At 61.7% G+C, this 20024-nt stretch carries 15 protein-coding genes; 9 read left to right on the forward strand and 6 right to left on the reverse strand.

Annotated elements, in window-relative coordinates:
* Nucleotides 1–55: 55 nt before the first annotated feature.
* Nucleotides 56–1096, reverse strand: a complete 1041-nt coding sequence (locus J2046_RS22855; RefSeq protein ID WP_210055820.1) for a YeiH family protein — start codon at nucleotides 1094–1096, stop codon at nucleotides 56–58.
* A gap of 109 nt (nucleotides 1097–1205) precedes the next feature.
* On the opposite strand from J2046_RS22855, the gene J2046_RS22860 reads away from it, so the two are divergent.
* Nucleotides 1206–2117, forward strand: a complete 912-nt coding sequence (locus J2046_RS22860; RefSeq protein WP_210055821.1) for a LysR family transcriptional regulator — start codon at nucleotides 1206–1208, stop codon at nucleotides 2115–2117.
* Between the two features lie 175 nt (nucleotides 2118–2292).
* Here J2046_RS22860 and J2046_RS22865 read toward each other — a convergent pair whose 3' ends face one another.
* Nucleotides 2293–3027: an IclR family transcriptional regulator gene (locus J2046_RS22865; protein WP_037149346.1), complete on the reverse strand. Its 735-nt coding sequence runs from the start codon at nucleotides 3025–3027 to the stop codon at nucleotides 2293–2295.
* A 304-nt stretch (nucleotides 3028–3331) separates the two neighbouring features.
* On the opposite strand from J2046_RS22865, the gene J2046_RS22870 reads away from it, so the two are divergent.
* The 8 genes from J2046_RS22870 to J2046_RS22905 all read left to right on the forward strand — a co-directional run bounded on the left by J2046_RS22870 (nucleotide 3332) and on the right by J2046_RS22905 (nucleotide 15194).
* The gene (locus tag J2046_RS22870) at nucleotides 3332–7189 is read left to right on the forward strand and encodes a hydantoinase B/oxoprolinase family protein (protein WP_210055823.1); all 3858 of its coding nucleotides are present in this window, start codon (nucleotides 3332–3334) and stop codon (nucleotides 7187–7189) included.
* 53 nt (nucleotides 7190–7242) lie between these two features.
* A complete protein-coding gene (locus J2046_RS22875) occupies nucleotides 7243–8799 on the forward strand; it encodes an ABC transporter substrate-binding protein (protein ID WP_210055825.1) in 1557 nt (518 codons plus the stop codon).
* A gap of 55 nt (nucleotides 8800–8854) precedes the next feature.
* Nucleotides 8855–9862, forward strand: a complete 1008-nt coding sequence (locus tag J2046_RS22880) for an ABC transporter permease (RefSeq protein WP_210055827.1) — start codon at nucleotides 8855–8857, stop codon at nucleotides 9860–9862.
* A 14-nt stretch (nucleotides 9863–9876) separates the two neighbouring features.
* Entirely contained in the window at nucleotides 9877–10767 is an 891-nt protein-coding gene (locus J2046_RS22885; RefSeq protein WP_210055828.1) for an ABC transporter permease, read from the forward strand.
* Nucleotides 10768–10779: 12 nt separating this feature from the next.
* On the forward strand, nucleotides 10780–11667 hold the full coding sequence (locus J2046_RS22890) for an ABC transporter ATP-binding protein (protein ID WP_210055830.1): 888 nt from the start codon (nucleotides 10780–10782) through the stop codon (nucleotides 11665–11667).
* Nucleotides 11664–12491: an ABC transporter ATP-binding protein gene (locus tag J2046_RS22895; protein ID WP_210055832.1), complete on the forward strand. Its 828-nt coding sequence runs from the start codon at nucleotides 11664–11666 to the stop codon at nucleotides 12489–12491. The genes J2046_RS22890 and J2046_RS22895 overlap by 4 nt, the downstream gene beginning before the upstream one ends.
* Nucleotides 12492–12721: 230 nt before the next feature.
* The gene (locus J2046_RS22900; protein WP_210055834.1) at nucleotides 12722–13699 is read left to right on the forward strand and encodes a Bug family tripartite tricarboxylate transporter substrate binding protein; all 978 of its coding nucleotides are present in this window, start codon (nucleotides 12722–12724) and stop codon (nucleotides 13697–13699) included.
* A 91-nt stretch (nucleotides 13700–13790) separates the two neighbouring features.
* The gene (locus J2046_RS22905) at nucleotides 13791–15194 is read left to right on the forward strand and encodes an MmgE/PrpD family protein (protein ID WP_210055836.1); all 1404 of its coding nucleotides are present in this window, start codon (nucleotides 13791–13793) and stop codon (nucleotides 15192–15194) included.
* A gap of 221 nt (nucleotides 15195–15415) precedes the next feature.
* Here J2046_RS22905 and J2046_RS22910 read toward each other — a convergent pair whose 3' ends face one another.
* The 4 genes from J2046_RS22910 to J2046_RS22925 all read right to left on the reverse strand — a co-directional run bounded on the left by J2046_RS22910 (nucleotide 15416) and on the right by J2046_RS22925 (nucleotide 20010).
* Nucleotides 15416–16915, reverse strand: a complete 1500-nt coding sequence (locus J2046_RS22910) for a tripartite tricarboxylate transporter permease (protein ID WP_210055838.1) — start codon at nucleotides 16913–16915, stop codon at nucleotides 15416–15418.
* Between the two features lies 1 nt (nucleotide 16916).
* Nucleotides 16917–17375 (reverse strand): tripartite tricarboxylate transporter TctB family protein, encoded by a 459-nt coding sequence (locus J2046_RS22915; RefSeq protein WP_210055840.1) that lies wholly within the window; start codon nucleotides 17373–17375, stop codon nucleotides 16917–16919.
* A 472-nt stretch (nucleotides 17376–17847) separates the two neighbouring features.
* A complete protein-coding gene (locus J2046_RS22920) occupies nucleotides 17848–19110 on the reverse strand; it encodes a benzoate/H(+) symporter BenE family transporter (protein ID WP_210055841.1) in 1263 nt (420 codons plus the stop codon).
* Between the two features lie 93 nt (nucleotides 19111–19203).
* Nucleotides 19204–20010, reverse strand: coding sequence for an enoyl-CoA hydratase/isomerase family protein (locus J2046_RS22925; protein ID WP_210055842.1), 807 nt, complete (start codon nucleotides 20008–20010; stop codon nucleotides 19204–19206).
* Nucleotides 20011–20024 lie beyond the last annotated feature (14 nt).

The following is a 20024-nucleotide window of genomic DNA, read 5'->3' on the forward strand; positions in this document are numbered from 1 at the left end:
GGAAACGAAGGCTGCGCCATTTCCGGCGCAGCCCTGATTTCGCAAATCCTCGTTCTTAGAACGCGAACAGTTTCAGCATCGCGTAACCGAATGCTGCGATGAAAAGCCATCCGAAGGCGCCGAGCGCGAGTGGTCGCCAACCTTCGGCCTTCAACTTGCGAATATCCGTGTGAAGGCCCATGGCGGCAAGCGCCATGGAGAGCAGGAAATTGGTCAGCGTCACCAGCGTCTGGCTGGCGCCTGTGGGGATGGCGACCGCGCTGTTGACCAGCATCATTCCGATGAACCCCAGCACGAACCACGGCATGGGTGCCGAAGCCTTTGCCGGACCTTCCACGCCCGAGCGCATGGCGAATGCAAGCGTCATGATCAGCGGCGCCAGCATGACGACGCGGGCGAGCTTGGAGATCGTGCCGAACTGGCCGGCGACATCGCCTCCCTGGAACGCGGCGGCGACGACCTGCGCGACTTCATGGATCGTTGCGCCGGTCCAGAGCCCATAACCGCGTGCATCAAGGCCGAGCGGGCCAGCCAATAGCGGATATATGAGCATCGAGAGCGAACCGAACAGCGTGACGCAGGCGACGGCGTAAGCGACATGCTCCTGCTTACCGCGCACAACCGTGTTGGCGGCGATGACCGCCGATGCGCCGCAGACCGAGGTGCCGGCAGCGATAAGATCGGTGAGTTCCTGCTCCACGCCCATCGCCCTTCCGACGATGCGGATCGCGAGGAAGGTCGCAACCAGCGTCAAGGCCACCATCGCCAAGCCTGCTCCGCCCAGAGAAAGGATCTGGGCAAGCGTCACCTGCAAACCCAGCAACACAATGCCGAAGCGCAATATGCGTCTCAAAGAGAAGGCTATGCCTGGTTCAGCGGTCGCCGAAAGGGGCAGGGCGTTACGGATCAGCATGCCGATGAGGATGGACACGATAAGCGGGCTCAGCGCCATCCAACCGGTCAGATTGCGGATAACGATGGCCGTCGTGGCAATCGCGGCGGTGAGAAAGAGGCCAGGAAGAAGCTGTGTTGTGGGGGCGAGGCGGATCGCGGAGAGAAGGGGACGATGTTCTGCGGCCGTCGGTGTCGACTTCATGATTTTTCCAAGTATTTTCTATTTTGTCGAAAATCATTCTCCATCTTGCAAAATCACAAATCCAATTGATAAGTTTTCTGAAATTGTTCGATTTTAGCGATTGATATCGATGACGCTTGAACAGCTCAGGATCTTTCTGGAAGTGGCGGCTCGCGAACATGTTACGCGGGCGGCCGAGGCATTGAACCTCACTCAATCAGCGGTAAGCGCGGCAATATCCGCCCTTGAGGCGCGGCACGCAGTGATCCTGTTCAACCGCGTCGGACGGCGGATCGAACTTACAGAGGCCGGCAGGCTCTTTGTGCCGGAGGCGCGCGATGTGCTTGAACGAGCGCGATCCGCCGAGCTTATGCTTGCCGATCTTGGCGGCTCGGCCTCCGGAACCCTGCGCATCCATGCGAGTCAGACTGTCGCGAGCTACTGGCTTCCGGCGCGGCTCGTGAGTTATCACGAACGGTTTCCGAGGGTCGACGTACGGCTCACTGTCGGCAATACCCAGAGTGCGGCGGATGCGGTGCTGACTGGCACTGCGGAGCTGGCGGTTGTGGAGGGGCAGGTTTTTCTGGCCGGCCTCAAGCGCCGCAAGGTTGCTGAAGATCGGCTTGTTCTGGTGGTCGGCAGTCGCCACCCCTGGGCCGATGGGCGGAGGATCCATTCGGTCGATCTTCTGGAAACCAACTGGATCATGCGCGAGCAGGGGTCCGGCACGCGTGCGGCCTTCGAGGCACAGCTTGCCAATCTCGGCATCGAGCCGCTGTCGCTTTCAGTGGTCATGGAAATGCCGTCGAACGAGGCCGCGATGGCCGCCGTCGAAACCGGGCTTGCCGCTACGGTACTTTCCAGCCGCGCGGCGGCGGTACATTCCCTTTCCGGTCGGCTGCACGTTGCCGATTTTCCGATGCCGCTCCGCCAGTTCTCGGCGCTCTATCATGCGGAACGGCATGTCACCCGGGCAGTGCGTGCCATGCTTGACCTGTTGAGCGAGCCGGAAGCGGTCGTCGAACCCCAGTCTGTTCCATGAGGCGCGGCAATTCCCCCGCCAGCGTGTCGATCGCGAACCGAACCTTCGGCAGCATGACAGCGAATTTCGGCCAGACGGCGTGCGCGTCGAAGGTCGCGGCAGGAACCGATTTCAGCACCTGTCGCAACCTGCCGGCCGCCACGTCGTCGCGAACCTGCCAGCATGACGCGGCGGCCTACTTATGGCGAAGCAGATTGGTCTTCATGTTAGCCAAGAGGCGAGTTATCTTATCCTGCAGTTCAGGTGTTCCCATCACTGTAGGATAGGAAATTGCCACTCCGATAACCTCTCCGGTGCCTGGATCGCGGAAAGCCATACCTTCAGAAGAGACGCCATCGTAGGAATCGTTGGTGGAATGTGAGCGTCCGGTTTCATGAATGATCCGGATCCGGTCCAGCAATTCTGCATGGTTCTGCGGCGCTTGCGTCGTCACGAAGGGCAACTTGTCTGGAACGCGAAGCTTCCATTCCTCCTCGTTCAGCAGTGCCAGCATGGCGCGTCCGTTTGAGGTCGCATGTGGCCAAGCACGGTATCCGGGCGTCGAGGTGATCGCCAGCGGGCTTGAGCCGCGCACCATGCGCAGCACGACGAGCTGATATCCGTCAAATACGGTCACATAGGCCGTATGCCCGCCGATGGCGCAGACCTCCTGCAGCTCGGTATTCACTAGATCCAGGAAATTATGGTTCGAGCGACAGATCTGCCCAAGCTCGAAGAGCCGGACACCGGGCGTGTAGAGGCGCGTCACGGGATCGAAATCAAGAATTCCGTTTTCGCGCAGAACCTTCATCACGCGGGATGCCGTCGCCTTGGGGCAGTCGGTGCGGCGCGCCAGTTCCGCCTGCGACAGAGAAGGCTCGGCTAGCGAGAAGCAACCGAGAATGGAGATCGCATCTTCGAGAGAGCTCATGTTTCGTCCTATGCGCGTAAATCACCTCGCCATAGTTCCATTATTGGAACTTGTTGTCAAATATGAAACTAGCGCTAGACTCCTTTGATCTTGCCGCCTATAAAGATGTCAAAACAATTCATGCTTAAAAAAACGGCGGAACAGGCAGGCATCAGATCCATCCCCCTCTGCAGGGGGAAGGTTTACCCATCCGCATGCCGGGCACCCAGAACCCGAGATGAATGAGCCATGCGCGCCGCGAGAAGATAACGGCGTTGATCGGGCCGCTGCGCGTCTTCGGCCATCCGTTAGGGGGAACATACGAATGCAAGAGACTTCCAGGAACTTCCGTGCCGGCGTCGATATCGGTGGCACTTTCACCGACTTCATCCTGTTCGACGAAAAGGCGGCTTCCATCCGCCTGCATAAGTGCCTGACGACGCCAAAAGATCCCTCCCAGGGCGCATTGGGCGGTCTCGGAGAACTGGTCGACGCAGCCGGAATTTCGGTTGCAGACCTCTCCGAGATCGTTCACGGCACGACGCTGGTGACGAATGCGGTGATCGAGCGCAAGGGCGCCCCGGTCGGCCTGATCACCACGGAAGGTTTTCGCGACGTTCTCGAGATCGGTACCGAGCAGCGCTACGACATCTACGACCTTTTCATCGAATTCCCCGAGCCGCTGGTCAGCCGTTCGCGCCGCATCGAGATCTCCGAGCGCATCGGCGCCGATGGTGGCGTCATCAAGCCGCTGGACGAGGTTTCGGTCCTCCGCGCCGTGAAGAAACTGGTCGCCGACCGCGTCGAAGCGATCGCGGTCTGCCTCATGCATTCCTACCGCAATCCGGCTCACGAAAAGCGGGTCCGCGAAATCATCAAGCACCACTATCCGGACATGTCGGTGTCCATCTCTTCGGAAGTCGTCGCCGAAATCTCCGAATATCCGCGCTTCGTCACCACCTGCGCCAATGCCTATGTGCAGCCGCTGATGGACCGTTACCTGAAGCGTTTCGAGCAAGAACTGAAGGCCCGCGGCTTTACCGGCGCGTTCCGTCTGATGCATTCGGCCGGTGGTCTCGTCTCCGTCGATGAAGCCCGCGAATTCCCGATCCGCCTGCTCGAATCCGGCCCCGCCGGCGGCGCGCTGGCGACCGCATGGTTCGGCAAGGCGGCCGGCCAGGAAAACGTCATCGCCTTCGACATGGGCGGCACGACGGCCAAGGCCTGCATGATTGAAAACGGCATGGCGCATATCGCCTCCTATCTCGAAGCCGGCCGTGTGCGCCGCTTCCGCAACGGCTCCGGCCTGCCGATCAAGGCGCCGGTCATCGACATGATCGAGATCGGCGCCGGTGGCGGTTCGATCGCCGCGATCGACGAAGTCGGTCTGCTGCAGGTTGGTCCGCATTCGGCCGGCGCGTCTCCGGGTCCGGCCTGCTACGGCGCCGGCGGCACCAAGCCGACGGTCACCGATGCCAGCGTCACGCTCGGTTATTACGATCCGGCCTTCTTCCTCGGCGGCCGCATGACGCTCGATCTCGATGCCGCCGAAAAGGCGCTGAAGACGATTGCCGAACCGCTCAACATTTCCACCGTCGAAGCCGCCTGGGGCATCCATCAGGTGGTCGGCGAGAACATGGCAAGCGCCACCCGCATCCATCTGGTCGAAAAGGGCAAGGATCCGCGCGGTTATTCGATGATCGGTTTCGGCGGCGCCGGCCCGGCGTTTGCCGCCCGTGTCGCCCGCATTCTCGGTGTCGGCGAAGTCATCATTCCGCAGGCCAGCGGTGCCGCTTCGGCCTTCGGCTTCCTGACGGCGCCGCTGTCCTTCGATCTCGTCCGTTCACGGCCGATGGGCCTTTCGGCCGACCTCGACACGGCATCCCTGAATGCCGAGTTCGGTGAGCTTGCCGAAGAAGGCAAGGCCAAACTCATTGCTGCCGGCGCCAAGCCCGAGGACGTCGTCTTCGAACGCACCGCCGACATGCGCCTGATTGGCCAGCTGCACGAGATCAACGTGCCGATCCCGGCCGGCGAACTTGATGCGAATGCCTATGGGACCATCCGCAAGTCCTTCGAAGAGGTTTATGCCGCCCGCTATACCCGCGTTCCGGTGGAAGCCGAACTCGAAATCCTCTCCTTCCGCCTTCGCGCCAGCGGCGCGATCCCGCGGCTTTCCATCAAGCAGGCGGATATCGCTGTCTCGGGCGACGTCGCGCTCAAGGGAAGCCGCAAGTGCTATTTCGGTGAAGGTTTCATCGATGCCGCCATCTACGACCGCTATAAGCTGACGCCGGGCATGACGGTCGAAGGCCCGGCGATCATCGAGGAGCGTGAATCGACCACGATCGTGCCGCCCGGCGACGTGCTGACAGTCGATGCCGCCGGCAATCTGCGCATCAGGATCGCCACAGTCGGCAAGGGCATCGAACTGGTTACCCCGCAGATGACCAAGGCGGAAGCGATCGAGAAGATCGAATCCGATCCGATCGCGCTGGAAATCATGTGGAGCCGCCTCGTCACTGTGGCGGAAGAAATGTGGCACACCGTCTGCCGCACCGCGTATTCGCTGATCATCTCCGAATCCCAGGACTTCGGCTGCTCGATCCTCGATGCCAAGGGTGAGACGCTGGCGCACTCGGCCCGCGTCATGCCGGTCTTCAACCTGACGTTGCCGATGGTGGTCAAGGCGACGCTGGAGCGCTACCCGCTCGATACGCTGCAGGAAGGCGACGTTCTGGTCTGCAACGACCCGTGGCTCTGCGCCGGCCACCTGTTCGACGTTGCCGTGATGACCCCGGTCTTCAAGAATGGCAAGGCCGTCGCCGTCATGGGCACGGTCGGTCACGTCGGCGATATCGGCGGCACCCGTAACGGCATGAAGGCGACGGAAGTCTACGAAGAAGGCCTGCAGATCCCGCCGATGAAGCTCATCCGCGCGGGCGTCGAAAACGAGGATCTGTTCCGGATCATGGCGGAGAACATCCGCGACAGCCATCAGGTGCTCGGCGACATCCGCTCGCTGGTCGCCGCCAACGACACCGGCGCCCGCCGCATGGTGGCCTTCATGGACGAATACGGCCTGTCCGATCTTCAGGCGCTGGCCGAAGTCGTGCAGTCCCGCTCGGAAAAGGCGATGCGCGATGCGATCCGCGCCATCCCGAACGGCACTCACACCTCGACCATCTCCTACAATCCGCTCGGCACCCACATGACCGTGCCGGTGCAGGTGACGATCAAGGACGACGCGATCGAGCTGGACTTCGAGGGCGCCCCGCCAGAAGTGCCGCTTGGCGGCATCAACTGCACGCTGAGCTACACGACGGCGCATTCGACCTATCCGCTGAAATGCATGCTGACACCTGCCGTGCGCGGCAATGCCGGCTGCTATCGCCCGCTGACGGTTAAGGCACCGAAGGGTTCGGTGATGAACTGCAACAAGCCGGCCCCGGTCAGCCTGCGCACCCGCACCGGCTGGTACACCTCGCCGAACATCTTCCGGGCCCTTTCCAAGGCTGCTCCGGAAAAGGTCATCGCTCATACCGGCCTGCCGAGCCTCATGACCGTTTACGGCAAGACTACCGACGGCAAGATCTTCTACGATCACCTGCTTTCGGGCGGCGGTCAGGGCGGCAGCTCTGCGAAAGACGGCAAGTCGTCGGTTCTATGGCCGACCTCTGCGGCGACCTCTTCGATCGAAATGCTCGAAAGCCGCTCGCCGGTCGTCATCCTCGAAAAGGCCTTCGTCCGGGATTCCGGTGGTGCCGGTGAGTTCCGCGGCGGCCTCGGCGCCCGCATCCGGCTTGCCAAGCGTTATGACGACGGCACCTCGGTGACGGTCTTCGTGTCGCCGGAAGGTGTCAACGCGCCAATCACCGGCTTGTTCGGCGGCCGTAACGGTCTCCTGTCGCACGGTTATGTCCGCGACGAGAACGGCAACGTGCTGGAAGACGTCGGCACAGGCGGTCTCTTCGTGGTGGACCGTACCGACCGCGTGGTCGAGCTGCAGCTCGGCGGCGGTGCCGGTTTCGGCGATCCGGCCAACCGTTCGGTCGAGCTGATCGAAGACGATGTCCGTGAGGATTATGTCAGCGCCGAAACCGCCGAGAGCACTTACGGCCTCAGCGCGCGCAAGAAGGAATTGGCGGCTTCGGCGCGCCTTTCGCCAGCAGCGAGCCGGTAACCCGGCTCGACTTCCAGTCCAAACGAGCAATGCAGATATAAAAGGGGAATGACATGCTCACTTTGAATAAACGTCAGTTTCTGATCGGCGCTGCAGGGATGACCGCTGCTGCGACCTTGCCGCGGCTGGCCAATGCCGCCGGCAAGAACATCATGGTCCTTGCCTCGACGGTCGATATCCCGAACTTCGACCCGCATGTGTCGACGGGTTATGCGCCGCAATGGCTGTTCCGCAATACCTACGATCCGCTGGTGCGCGTGGTGAACAATCCGCCGGTTCCGGCGCCGGGCCTTGCCAAGAACTGGAAGCAGTCCGATGACGGCCTCGTATATACATTCGAGCTCGACGGAAATGCCAAATTCCATGATGGCACGCCGGTGACGGCCAAGGATGTCGAATATTCCTTTGCTCGCCTGCTGCGCCTTGCCAAGGGGCCGGCCTGGATGGTGTCGGGGATCCTCGACGAAAACAGCGTCCGGGCGACCGGCGAGACAACGGTGACGATGACGCTGAAGAAGCCCTTTGCGCCGCTTCTCTCCGTCCTGCCTTGGATGTTCGTTGTCAACTCCAAGCTCGTCGAAGCCAACAAGGGGACTGATGACGGCCAAGCCTTCCTGCTCGCCAACATGGCCGGTTCGGGCGCCTTCAAGATGGGACGCGTCAAGCCGGGCGACCTTTATGAACTGAGCCGCGTCGAGAACGACTGGCACAAGGGTGGCAATCTCGACGGCGCGATCTGGAAGATCGTCCGCGAGGCCTCGACGGCCCGGCTGATGCTCCAGCGTGGCGAAGTGCATTTCGCGCTCGACATGTTCGCCGAGGACATGGACGCCATCAAAGACATGCCGCATGTCGTCCGTATCATGGAACCTGACTACCGCACGTTCACCATCAAGATGAACACGGCCAAGGGCCCGCTGATGGACAAGAACCTGCGCAAGGCAGTGTCTTACGCGTTCAACTACCAGGGCATGCTGGATGCCGCGGGTCCGGCCCAATTGATGAAGAGCCCGCTGCCCATCGGCATCTTCGGCTTTGATCCGGACCAGAAGGGCTATGACCAGGACATGGCGAAGGCGAAGGAATATCTCGCCAAGTCGCAATACAAAGACGGCGGCATCACGCTCTCCATACACCACGCCGCCGGCTACGAGAACCAGCGCCGCTGGTGCCTGATCATGCTGGAATCGCTGAAGGCACTCAACATCAAACTCGACATCCGTGCCATGACCTGGCCGGACACCGTGGCGATGGCCCGCTCGCCGGAGACGATGGTCGACTTCTACTCGATCTTCCAGTCGCCCAACTATGCCGACCCGGACAATACCGCGTTCGCCGCCTACCATTCCTCGCGCAATGGGCAGTGGCAGAATCCGGTCTACAAGAACCCGGAGGTCGACAAGCTGATCGAGGATGCCCGCGCCGAAGTCGATACCGCCAAGCGTGCCGAACTCTACAAGAAGTTCCAGGCGGTAATCGTTGAGGATGCGCCCGATATCATCGGCATTCTCGAACTGCGCAAGTTTGCGATGCGCGACAACGTAAAGGACTATGTTTTCAGCCCGGTTGCCGCCAACACGATGGAAATCTGGCCGCTGTCGATCGCTTGAACCCTTGCCGCCGGCGGGTTTCCGGTTCGGAAGCCCGCCGCTCCGGAGTTTGCGAATGCTGCTTTATATCTTGCGCAGGCTTGTCCTGCTCTTACCGGTTCTGCTCGGCCTGACCCTGCTTCTGTTCATCGTGGCACGGATTCTGCCCGGCGACCCGGTAGGCCTTGCCGCGGGTCCGAATGCGACGCCCGAGCTGATCGCGCAGATGAAGCGCGAATTGGGCCTGGATCAGCCTTTGCCGGTGCAATACTGGGATTATCTGACCGGTCTCGTTTCCGGCGATTGGGGCATGTCGGTCTTCACGCGTCGTCCAGTCTTCGCGGACATCGTGGAATATCTGCCGGCGACCATAGAGCTCGTCTTCGCCTCCCTATTCATCGCGGTCGTCATCGGCATTCCGCTCGGTCTGTTGACGGCCGTCTACAAGAATGGGGCGCTTGATTATGCGACCCGCACGGTGGCGCTCGGCGGCATCGCCATGCCGCGCTTCTTCCTCGGCCTCCTCCTGCAGATGGCCTTTGCTGCGTGGCTGGACGTCCTGCCGCTGTCCGGTCGCTACCCACTGATCGAAAGCCCGCCGGACCACGTGACGGGCCTCTATACGATCGATGCTGTGATCGCGGGCGACTGGTACGCGTTCCAGATCGCGCTCTCACATCTGGCACTGCCGGCGATCGCCATGGCGCTTTCGCCGCTTGCCACCATCATGCGGATGATGCGCGCCTCGACGATCGAGGTGCTGCAGCAGGACTATGTCATGACCGAGCGGGCGCTCGGTCTTTCCAACCGGCTGATCCTCTTCAAATACGTGCTCAAGAACGCCATGACCTCGACGCTGACGGTGATCGGCCTCTACGTCTCCTGGCTGCTCGGCGGCACGGTTCTGGTCGAGACGGTCTTCGACTGGCCGGGGCTAGGCCTCTACGCCACCCAGGCGATCCTGACCCAGGATTTCATGCCGGTGATCGGCGTGACGCTCATCATCGCGATCATCTATCTTGTTACCATGCTCGTCGTGGACCTGCTTTACGGCGTCTTCAACCCGAAGGTACGCTACGCATGACCAGGACTGAGCAAATGACCCCCATTGCCATACCCGAGCGCCGCCAGTCCGCGCGTCTCGAAAACTGGAGCCGCGCCTTTTATCGGTTCCGCCAGAGTTGGCTGTCGATCATCGGCCTTGCGATCGTCATCGCACTGATCGTCATCGCCATCGTCGCACCGTGGATCGTGCCGCATCCCGAACATGTCGTCGGCGGCACGAATACCGGTGCGAAATTCCAGCCGCCGTCGGCTGCGGCTTGGCTCGGCACCAATGCGCTCGGCCAGGACATGTTCTCGCTGGTGCTGGTCGGCTCACAGGTCTCGCTGTTTTCCGGTCTCGCCGTTGTCTTCATCGCCATCGTCGTCGGCACGATCGTCGGCGCCATTGCCGGGTATTTCGGCGGCTGGATCGACGAAATCCTGATGCGCATCACCGATCTTCTGCTCACCATCCCAAGCCTGATCCTTGCCATGGCGGTGGCGGCAGCGCTCGGCACGGGCGTCTGGAACATGATCATCGCCATCTCGATCACGTGGTGGCCGGCCTATGCCCGTCTCGTGCGCGGCGAAGTGCTCGTCAAGAAGGAAGAGCAGTTCGTCGTCGCGGCCCATGCGCTCGGCGCCGACTGGCCGCGCATCCTCGGCAAGCACATCTTGCCGAACATCGTCTCGCCGATCGTCATCAAGGCCTCGCTCGACATGGGCTTCGCGATACTGACCGTCGCCTCGCTCGGCTTCGTCGGCATCGGCGTGAAGCCGCCGACTCCGGAATGGGGCACGCTGCTTTCCGGTGCGCGCAGCTATATGCCGGATTACTGGTGGACGGCGGTGGCTCCCGGCGTTGCGATTTTCTTGGCAGTGCTTGCCTTCAACCTGCTGGGCGACGGGCTGCGTGACGTGCTCGACCCCAAGGCACGACGATAGGGGAGGAACGGGATGACACTTCTCGACATCAGGAACCTCAACCTCGCCATGAAGAGCTACGAGGGCGAGACGCAGATCCTCCACGGTATCGACCTGAAGATCGAGCGCGGCGAGATCTGGGGCATGGTCGGCGAGACGGGCAGCGGTAAGTCACTGACAGGCTTATCCGTCTCACGGCTCGTCCCGTCGCCGCCGGGGCGCTATGTCGCCGGTTCGATTAAGTTCCGGGGCAAGGATGTGCTGCAGGCGACCGACAGGGAGATGCGGGGCTTGCGTGGCCGGCATATCGGCATGATCTTCCAAGATCCGACGACCAACCTCAACCCGGCCTTCCGGATCGGCACGCAGTTAGTGGACGTGGCGCTGCATGCCGGCCATGCGGACCCGTCCGTGCTCGGGCTTAATCCCGGTGCCTCGCGTGGTGATCTCAAGAAGGCGGCCCGACGTGCGGCAGTCGAGATGCTGGAAAAGGTCGGCATTGCGAAGGCTGCCGAGCGTATTCATGACTATCCGCACCAATTCTCCGGGGGCATGCGCCAGCGCGCACTGATCGCCATGGCGATGATCGGCAAACCCGACCTGCTGATCGCCGATGAACCGACGACCGCGCTCGATGTTTCGGTGCAGGCGCAAATCCTGCGGCTGATCCATGATCTCGTAACTGAACGCAATATCGGAGTGCTGCTGATCACCCACAATCTCGGCGTCGTGGCGCAGATCTGCAGCCACGTGGCCGTCATGTATCGCGGCCGTATTCTCGAAGCAGGAAAGGTGGACGATGTATTGAAGCGGCCGAGCCACAGCTATACCCAGGCGCTTTTGCACTCCGTGCCAACCGCCCATACCAAGCGCGGTGAATTGAAGGGCCTGAACGGGCTTATGCCGGAGACCGCCGCATGACCCTCGATATCCAGAACGTCACAAAAAACTTTCCCGGCCCGCGCCAGGGTTTCTTCGGTCGCGGCGAGGGTTTTACCGCGCTGGACAATGTCAGCCTGTCGATCAGGAAAGGTGTGAGCTTCGGCCTGGTCGGTGAATCCGGCTCCGGCAAGACGACGCTGACGCGTTGCATCCTAAGGCTCGAAACGCTGTCGGCGGGCAATATCTTGTTCGACGGCGTGGACATCCACAAGCTGACTCCGCTCGAGATGCGGCGCCTGCGATCGCGCCTGCAGATCGTCTTCCAGGACCCTTACGCTTCGCTCGACCCGCGCATGACGATCCATGATATTGTCGCCGAACCGTTGGTCATCCATGGCGACGTGGTGAACCTCAACGCCCGCCAACGCACCGAGCGGGTGCTGGAGCTGCTGCTGCAGGTCGGCCTTCGTTCGGAGCATCTTTTCCGTTATCCGCATGAATTTTCTGGCGGCCAGCGGCAGCGCATCGGCATCGCCCGGGCGCTTGCCGTCGGACCTGAATTCCTGATCCTCGACGAACCCACTTCGGCGCTCGACGTCTCGGTCCAGGCGGACGTTCTCAATCTCCTGCACCGGCTGCAGGAAGAACTCAACCTCACCTATTTCTTCATCAGTCACGACCTCGGCGTCATCCGTTACATCTGCGACGACGTCGCCGTGATCTATCGCGGCAAGCTGGTTGAACAGGGACCGGTCGCAGAGATATTCGATCATCCGAAGAGCGACTATACCCGCATGCTTCTGGACGCGATGCCGGACCCCGATCCGGATCGTTCGCCGTTCCGCCAGAAGGATGCCGTTTGAACGCAAAGAAGAAGAAAACATGGCATCCCACGAAGCGATGAGCGAGATTGGCGCCGAGGCGAAACTGGCATGACCGGCCTTTGCCCGACGACATAGGCGTTCGCTCTGGTCCGTCTGCCGCTCTTTATCGCGAATTTCGCAGCTCGGAACGCACCCGGCGAGATTTTGCATTTGTTCAGAGCGGCTGCCACTGTGTGTTCAAAATAATACCATGATGTGAGGAGGAATCGATGGTAGTTTGGACAACGGGGATGAAAAACGGCCTGGCGGCGGCAGCGATCGTACTGGCAAGTGCGCTCGGAGTCTCTGCTGAAGAGCAATATCCCGTTTCGACGGTGCGCATGATTGTCCCCTACGCGCCGGGAGGTGGCGGCGACATCACCGGCCGCATGATCGCAGAGGAGATCAGCAAGCGCCTCAAAACGACGGTCGTCGTCGAGAACATCGGCGGGGCAAGCGGTACGATCGGCACGGAAAAAGCGGCCCGCGCCAAGCCGGACGGGGCAACGCTGCTGCTCGCCGGCAGTGCCATCTTTACCACCGCGCCCCATCTCACCCAGATCGGTTTCGATCCTCTCAAGGATTTTGTAGCGGTCGCCAATGTCAGTGAATCGGTCCGCATGCTCAGCGTGCCGCCAGAGCTCGGCGTCAAGAGCTACGAGGAACTCGTGGCCTATGGGAAAGCCAATCCTGGCATGCTGAACTATGCCTCCGTCGGCGTCGGCTCGACCGGCCATATCATTGGGGTCGATTTCCTGCGCAGCGCCGGGGTCGAGGCGCGGCATATTCCCTATAGCGGGGCATCGCAGGCCGTGCAGGCGCTCTTGTCGGGTGACGTGCAGTTCGTCATCGACGCCATGGTGATTCCGCCCACGCGGGAGGGGAAACTGGTGCCGATCGCCGTGCCCAGCGAGACCCGTCTGGCCGATTTTCCCGGTGTTCCGACGTTCCGGGAGGTGGGGCTGAAGGATGTACGCACCGGCGGTTGGCAAGCGGTCATGGCGCCCGCCGGTACGCCCCAGGAATTGGTCACGATGATTGAAGGGGCTTTGAAGGATGCCGATGAGAGCCAGGAATTCCGCGCGGCCCTTACCCGCGCCGGCTTTTCCCCGCGGTTCCGCACCGGCGTGCAACTCCAGCAGGAACTCGAGGCCGAATATGCCTATTTCGGCTCACTGCTGAAGAGCATGGATATCAGCAAGAAATAGTCGCTGCCGGCAACCGGATTGCGAAGATGCGCGACACGCGCCAGCGGGTTGGTGCGTATCGCTTTTGGTATAAGCTACAAGGATCTGCCCGATGCTCGAAAGTCGTCCCTCCGCTCTGACCTTAAGCGCAGTCGTTGCGGAATGGATGACAGGTTTTTCGCTCGCTAGTGTTCCCCAGGCGGTCTTGGAAAATACCCGGCTTAGGATTCTCGATGTGATTGGTGTGATGATCGCGTCAAGTCGGCTGGACGTCGTTTCCGCCGCGCGGCGGGCCGTTGCCGAATCCGACGGTGCCAGAGGGGAGGCCTTTTCTCTCATGGATGCCGCGCCGACCACGCCTGCCAATGCGGCTTTCCTTAACGGCATCATGTCTGCCGTGCTCGAATTCGACGACACTCACATCCAGTCCAATATTCATCCGACCGGTGTCGTGCTGTCGGCCCTGCTGCCCGAATGTGAACGGCTCGGCCTCTCGGGAAAGGACCTTCTGGAGGCTGTGCTGGTCGGCAGCGAACTTCTCTGCCGTCTCGGTATGATCTCGCCGGTCAGGATGCACGAAGTCGGTTTCCATCCAAGTTCGGTCTACGGCGTTTTTGGTGCGGTGTGGGGGCTCGCGCGTGTGAGGCGCTTTTCAATCGAGCAGACTATGCATGCGATCGGCACGGCTGCCAGCCTGTCGGCCGGATCTATTGCCTCTTTTGAGGACGGGACATCGACCAAGACCCTGCACGTTGGCATGGCGGCATCAGCGGCTATTCGCGCGATCGCCCTGGCGGGGCAGGGCATTTCCGGTCCCCACCCGGTATTCGAGGGAAAATTCGGCTGGTTCAAGAGCCATGTCCAGTCCGGTACCGAGTTTCGTTTCGCGGCCCTGACCGACGAGCTCGGCGAGCGATGGGAGGTGCTGAACATTGCCTCAAAGGCCCATCCCTGCGCCTACACGATGATCCCGTTCATTGCTGCCACCATCGCACTTCGCGAGGCCCATAGTATAAGGCCGCAGGATGTCGACGTCATTTATTGTGATATCATGCCCCGTTCCTTCGCCACCGTCTGCGAGCCTGTCGAGGTGAAACGTCGACCAAAGACGAGTTGGCATGGCCGCATCAGCCTGCAGCACACCGTCGCTGAGGCGCTGGTTCGAGGCCACATGGACAAGCATGCCTATGCGCCTGAGAGCCTCATCGATCCGGTGATCAATACGATTGCCGACAAGGTCGTCCACCGCCCGGATCCGGTCGCCGCCGCCGATATCAGCAGATCACGTGCCAGCGTCTCAATCCGTCTGAAGGATGGACGGGCACTCACCCATACGATCGACGACATGCCGGGAACCCGGCGCAATCCGATCACCCGTGAGGGCTACCTGCAGAAGTTCCTGGCCAATATTGACGGTGTCATCTCGAAGGCCGTGGGGGAGGAATTGGCAACCGCCTTGCTAAGGCTCGAGGAGCTTGACGACGTCGGTGCAACGTTTCGGGGACTGCGGGTGTAGGCGCTGGCCGGCGTCTTGCTAGTCCGCCAGATCGATGTCGTGCCCCCGTGCGCAAAATGGCCCCAGCTCGTGCTCATCCTCGCCTGCCGACGGCAGAGGACGCCAACGACGATCGGATTTGTTCCTGTTTGCTGATCCTCACTTGATACAGACCTGAAAAAAAGGCCGGAGCATGGTTTGATGCGCCGGCCGAATTGTCCTGGGAGGACGATACGTGTGCCTCAGTCCGTTGCCTCCTGCGCACCTTTTCTGACGAGCGACGTGGTGGCGGCGAGCAAGATCGCGATGCCGAGCACGAGGAAGGTGAGGCTGATCGGGCGATGGATGAAGGTCATCGGATCGCCACGCGACAGCGACATGGCGCGGCGGAAGTTTTCCTCGAACATCGGTCCGAGCACGAAGCCGAGGATGAACATGGCGAGGCTGCAGTCGGCCCGCTTCAGGAGATAGCCGACGGCGCCGAAAACGACGAGCGTCAGGATCTGAAGGGATGAAAAACCGATCGAATAAACCCCGACGCACGCAAAGGCGAGCACAAAGAGGTAGAGCCAGTGATAAGGAACCGCGAGAAGCTTTACCCATAGGCCGATCAGCGGCAGGTTTAGGATGACGAGCATCAGGTTGCCGATCCACATGGACCCCACAAGGCCCCAGAAGAGGGCAGGATTGTTACTGATCATACTCGGCCCGGGGTTGATGCCCTGGATCATCAATGCGCCGAGGAATAGGGCCATCACGGGGCTCCCGGGAACGCCGAGCATCAAGGTCGGGATGAAGGCGGTCTGGGACGCGGCATTGTTGGCTGCTTCCGGTGCAGCTACGCCCTCGACGGCGCCGGCCCCGAAACGATCTGGTTGTTCGGAAATGCTCTTCTCGACCATATAGGCGGAGAAAGAGCTCATCGCGAGACCTGCGCCGGGCAGAATCCCGAGGAAGGAGCCGAGCGTCGTGCCGCGCAAGACGGCCGGCCATGCGCGGCGAAACTCGTCACGGCTTGGCCAGAGCCGGCCGACTTTGGAGGTGACGATCTCAGGCTTTCCCGCGCTGCCAATCGTCGTGATGATTTCCGAAACCGCAAAAAGCCCGACCGCCAGCACGGCGAAGTCGATCCCATCGCGCAGTTCCGAAATGCCGAAGGTGAAACGGAAGACGCCGGAGGCGACGTCGGCGCCCACTAGACCCAGCAGCACGCCAAGAACGCCCGATCCGATGCCCTTGATGAAGCCGCCCTTGGCGATGGAGGCCGTGGCGACGAGGGCACAGAAGACGAGAGCTGCATATTCGGCGGAGCCGAACCTTGCCGCGATCGAGGCCATAGCAGGCGCGGCAGCAGCGATCAGCACCGTGCCGACGGTGCCGGCAAAGAAGGAACCGAGAGCGGCAATGGCCAGCGCCGAGCCGGCCCGGCCTCGCCGTGCCATCTGGTGTCCGTCTAGGCAGGTCACGGCCGATGAGGCCTCGCCCGGCAGGTTGAGCAGGATCGATGTGGTGGAGCCGCCATAGGCCGCGCCGTAGTAGATGCCAGCAAGCAGGATCAGCGATCCCGTCGGCGGCAGGCCAAAAGTCAAGGGCAGGAGCAGCGAGATGGTGATGATCGGCCCCACGCCCGGCAGGACGCCGATTGCGGTTCCGAGCGTCACCCCTAAAAGGCAATAGAAGAGATTGTCGATGCTAGCGGCGACCTGCAGCCCCAAGACGATGGATGAAAAGAAGTCCGGCACGCTAGATGCTCCAATCAAGCAGATGGAAGGGGATGCCCAGGCCGAAGTAGAAGATCGCGACGATGATCGCCCCGATGGCGAGGAGGAGGAGTGGGAGTTCCTTCAGCCGCCCCCGCCTGTCGGCAAGCCAGCCGATGCAGACGAGCGCGAAGAGACCTGGAAGAAGACCTGCGCTGTCAACCAGCAGCCCGAATACAAAAAGAGCAGCCAGGATGGCCACGAAAGGCCGCAGTTCCTCGCGTGGCATAAGGGCGATGGACGGTCTCCCCTCGCTGGCCAAGTGCGCCTGCAGCAGAAGTGCAACGCCAAAGATCAACAGCGTGGCGCCGAGCAATATCGGCAATGCGCCCGGTCCCATTTCGGAAAGGCTGCCGAAGCCGTAATCCACACCGAGATAGGCGGCGACGCCGCCTGCAGCGATGAAGAGAACACCGACTGCATGATCTGCATGGAATTTCATATTTCCCCCCTCATATTCGACTGCGCCTGGTGACTTTAAAGGTCGAACGCCAACCATTTCTGCGATCCGCCGACGTTGTGGATCGCCTTTAAAAACTCCATTAGATCGTGCTCCTACCGCAAGCATCGCCTCTGCGGCAAAGGCGAAAGCCCGGCGTTCCGATGATCGGAATGGCTGGCCCTATACGGCCGGCGATTTCGTGCAACCTGAGCCAGGATTGATCTTCCGAGGTCAGTCGCATTTGTCGGACGTTCCTCCCCTGTAGGACCTCTCTCCCGTGGCAGAACTAATTTGCCTGTTGGAGCGCGGCCGGGGACCGGCAAATCGATCGTAATGGGGCGCAGCGTTGGTGCGTCATTCCTCGAGCGAAGCACCAACGCTATCCAGGTCCCAACCGTCTTCCCCAAGAACAAATGCCCTTGGGGAAGGATATGCGTTCAAATTCGACGCCGGCTCGAAATCCGTTGCGGCGTCATGCAGCCTGCTTTTCGTTGAGGGTTCTGGCTTCGACAACCGCCGACACGATGACGCCCGCAAACAGGGCCCAGAATGGGGCGCTGATGCCCAGGAGCGAGATGTTCGACATGGCGACGGCGAGCGCGACGAAGGCCCCGGTCTGGTTACCGAGCGACTTGCCGAAGGCATTCTGGAAGGCGGATAGCAGCACGCCGATCATGGCAAGACCGGCGACGGTGCCGATCAGTGCAGACGGCAGGCTGAGCACGATCGGAACGGCAGCGCCGGCGATGAGACCAAAAGCGGCGAAGAGCAGGCCGTTGACGACGGTCGCGGCATAGCGCCCCTGCTTGTTTTCTCCGGCCTGTTCGGATGAGCATATGGCTGTCATCGGGCCTGCGATATTGGCATTGTGACCGCCGAGGAAGCCGGCCGCGACGCCGCCGATGCCGGAAATGATGGTCATCGCGTTGACCGGCGGCCTGTAGCCTTCGGCCATGAGCACGCCGGTCGCCTGCGCGTTCTCCGCGCCGATCACAAGAAGGGCGAGCGGGACGGCGATCGCGAAGAAGGCATCGACGGAGAAGACCGGCAGCGTGAACTCCGGTGCGGCGAAAGCGATGTTGGCCGCGCCGCCTCCAACCGCACCGGTGGCGAGTGCAGCGAGCAGGCCGGCGACGAGGGCGGCCAGCACCGGCGGAATGGTCCTGGTCAGCCGCATTGAGACGAAGAAGGCAAGGATCGCGCCGCCGGCGATCAGCGGTGCCGTGCCGAGCGCAGTCACGGCGCCTGTCGCAAAACGGATCAGCGCACCGGCGATCATCGCCATGACGATCGGCATCGGCAGCCAGCGCATGACCTTGCCGATGAGCCCGGTGACACCGAGCAGCAGAACCAGCAGGCCCGCCAGAATGAAGGCGCCAACCGCCTCATTGAACGGGATTGTCGCCAGCGAGCCGGCGACGAGGGCCGCGCCGGGAATAGAATAGGCGCCGTTGATCGGCTGCTTGTAATGAAGCGCGAGCAGCAGGCTGATAATCCCGCCGAGCACGTAGATCGCAAACAGCCAGGCGACAGTCTGCCCGTTGGTCAGATGGCCGGCTTCGGCCGCGCCGATGACAATAAGGGCCGGGCCGGAGCAGCCGAAGATGGCGGCGACGAGCCCGGCGCTCATCGTCTTGATGCCGAGATGTTTTGGTAGGTCGCGCAGACCCGACACGATGCCGGGTCCTCTTTCGACAAGGCGTCTTTCCTGTGTAGTCTGGTCGATTGTTTCCATGTTCGTTCCTCCCAAAGCGGATCCGAGGCCGCTCCCTCCTCTTGGAAAATGAAGCCGGGTTCCCGCCCGGCCAGTGGTTCAGAGTCCGGTGATTCAGCGTCCGACGAAGGCCGGCGTGCGCTTTTCGTGGAAGGCGAGCACGCCTTCGCGGAAATCCTCCGATGTCCGAAGCCGGCTGTAGCAATGGCCCTCGAGCTCGATGGCCGTTGAAAGCGGTGCGTCGTCGGTATCGTTCAGGAGCTTTTTCGCCGTCCGCTGGGCGAGTGGCGAGAAGCCGATCAGTTCCTCGACAAGCGCGTCGACGGCCTTTTCCAGTTCGGCATTCGCAACGATCTCGGATGCGATGCCCCAGTCGTAGGCTTCCTGACCCGTGATCCGCTTCGAGCGCATCACGATGTTCTTGGTGCGGGTGACGCCGACCATCTTCTGCAGACGGGCCGAGCCGCCGGAGCCCGGGATCTGGCCGAGCTTCTGTTCGGGCAGCGCGTAGCGCGTGGTTTCGGTCGCGATGCGAAAATCGCAGGCAAGCGACAGTTCGAAGCCGACGCCGAAGCAATAGCCGCGGTTGGCGGCGATGACCGGCTTGGAGCAGCGGGCGGGTGCCGCGATGTTCCAGGCAAGGTGCGAGACATGCTCCGGGCTTGCCTCGAGGAAGCCCTTGATATTGCCGCCGGACGAGAAATGCTCGCCCTTGCCGGCAACGACGATGATGCGCACGCGATCGTCCTCGTCGAGGGCCTCGAAGACGAGGCGCAACTGGTCACGCGCCAGCATCGAGACAACGTTGTAGGGTGGACGGTCGAGCGTGATGTCGGCGCGCTGACGGGCCGCGTCGATCGTGACGGTGAAGCCGTCGAGTTCGGCAAGGCGCGGGTCCTGGAATGTGGCGTGTTCGGCCATTGAATGTCCTTTCA

It is taken from the genome of Neorhizobium petrolearium, assembly GCF_017873175.1.
Lineage (GTDB): Bacteria > Pseudomonadota > Alphaproteobacteria > Rhizobiales > Rhizobiaceae > Neorhizobium > Neorhizobium petrolearium.

Excerpts from the sequence above, each read along its gene's own strand:
- J2046_RS22875 (WP_210055825.1), top strand. The coding sequence starts at position 7,243 with ATGCTCACTTTGAATAAACGTCAGTTTCTGATCGGCGCTGCAGGGATG.
- J2046_RS22900 (WP_210055834.1), top strand. The coding sequence starts at position 12,722 with ATGGTAGTTTGGACAACGGGGATGAAAAACGGCCTGGCGGCGGCAGCG.
- J2046_RS22860 (WP_210055821.1), top strand. The coding sequence starts at position 1,206 with ATGACGCTTGAACAGCTCAGGATCTTTCTGGAAGTGGCGGCTCGCGAA.
- J2046_RS22915 (WP_210055840.1), bottom strand. The coding sequence starts at position 17,375 with ATGAAATTCCATGCAGATCATGCAGTCGGTGTTCTCTTCATCGCTGCA.
- J2046_RS22905 (WP_210055836.1), top strand. The coding sequence starts at position 13,791 with ATGCTCGAAAGTCGTCCCTCCGCTCTGACCTTAAGCGCAGTCGTTGCG.
- J2046_RS22880 (WP_210055827.1), top strand. The coding sequence starts at position 8,855 with ATGCTGCTTTATATCTTGCGCAGGCTTGTCCTGCTCTTACCGGTTCTG.
- J2046_RS22865 (WP_037149346.1), bottom strand. The coding sequence starts at position 3,027 with ATGAGCTCTCTCGAAGATGCGATCTCCATTCTCGGTTGCTTCTCGCTA.
- J2046_RS22925 (WP_210055842.1), bottom strand. The coding sequence starts at position 20,010 with ATGGCCGAACACGCCACATTCCAGGACCCGCGCCTTGCCGAACTCGAC.
- J2046_RS22890 (WP_210055830.1), top strand. The coding sequence starts at position 10,780 with ATGACACTTCTCGACATCAGGAACCTCAACCTCGCCATGAAGAGCTAC.
- J2046_RS22855 (WP_210055820.1), bottom strand. The coding sequence starts at position 1,096 with ATGAAGTCGACACCGACGGCCGCAGAACATCGTCCCCTTCTCTCCGCG.
- J2046_RS22895 (WP_210055832.1), top strand. The coding sequence starts at position 11,664 with ATGACCCTCGATATCCAGAACGTCACAAAAAACTTTCCCGGCCCGCGC.
- J2046_RS22920 (WP_210055841.1), bottom strand. The coding sequence starts at position 19,110 with ATGGAAACAATCGACCAGACTACACAGGAAAGACGCCTTGTCGAAAGA.
- J2046_RS22885 (WP_210055828.1), top strand. The coding sequence starts at position 9,877 with ATGACCCCCATTGCCATACCCGAGCGCCGCCAGTCCGCGCGTCTCGAA.
- J2046_RS22870 (WP_210055823.1), top strand. The coding sequence starts at position 3,332 with ATGCAAGAGACTTCCAGGAACTTCCGTGCCGGCGTCGATATCGGTGGC.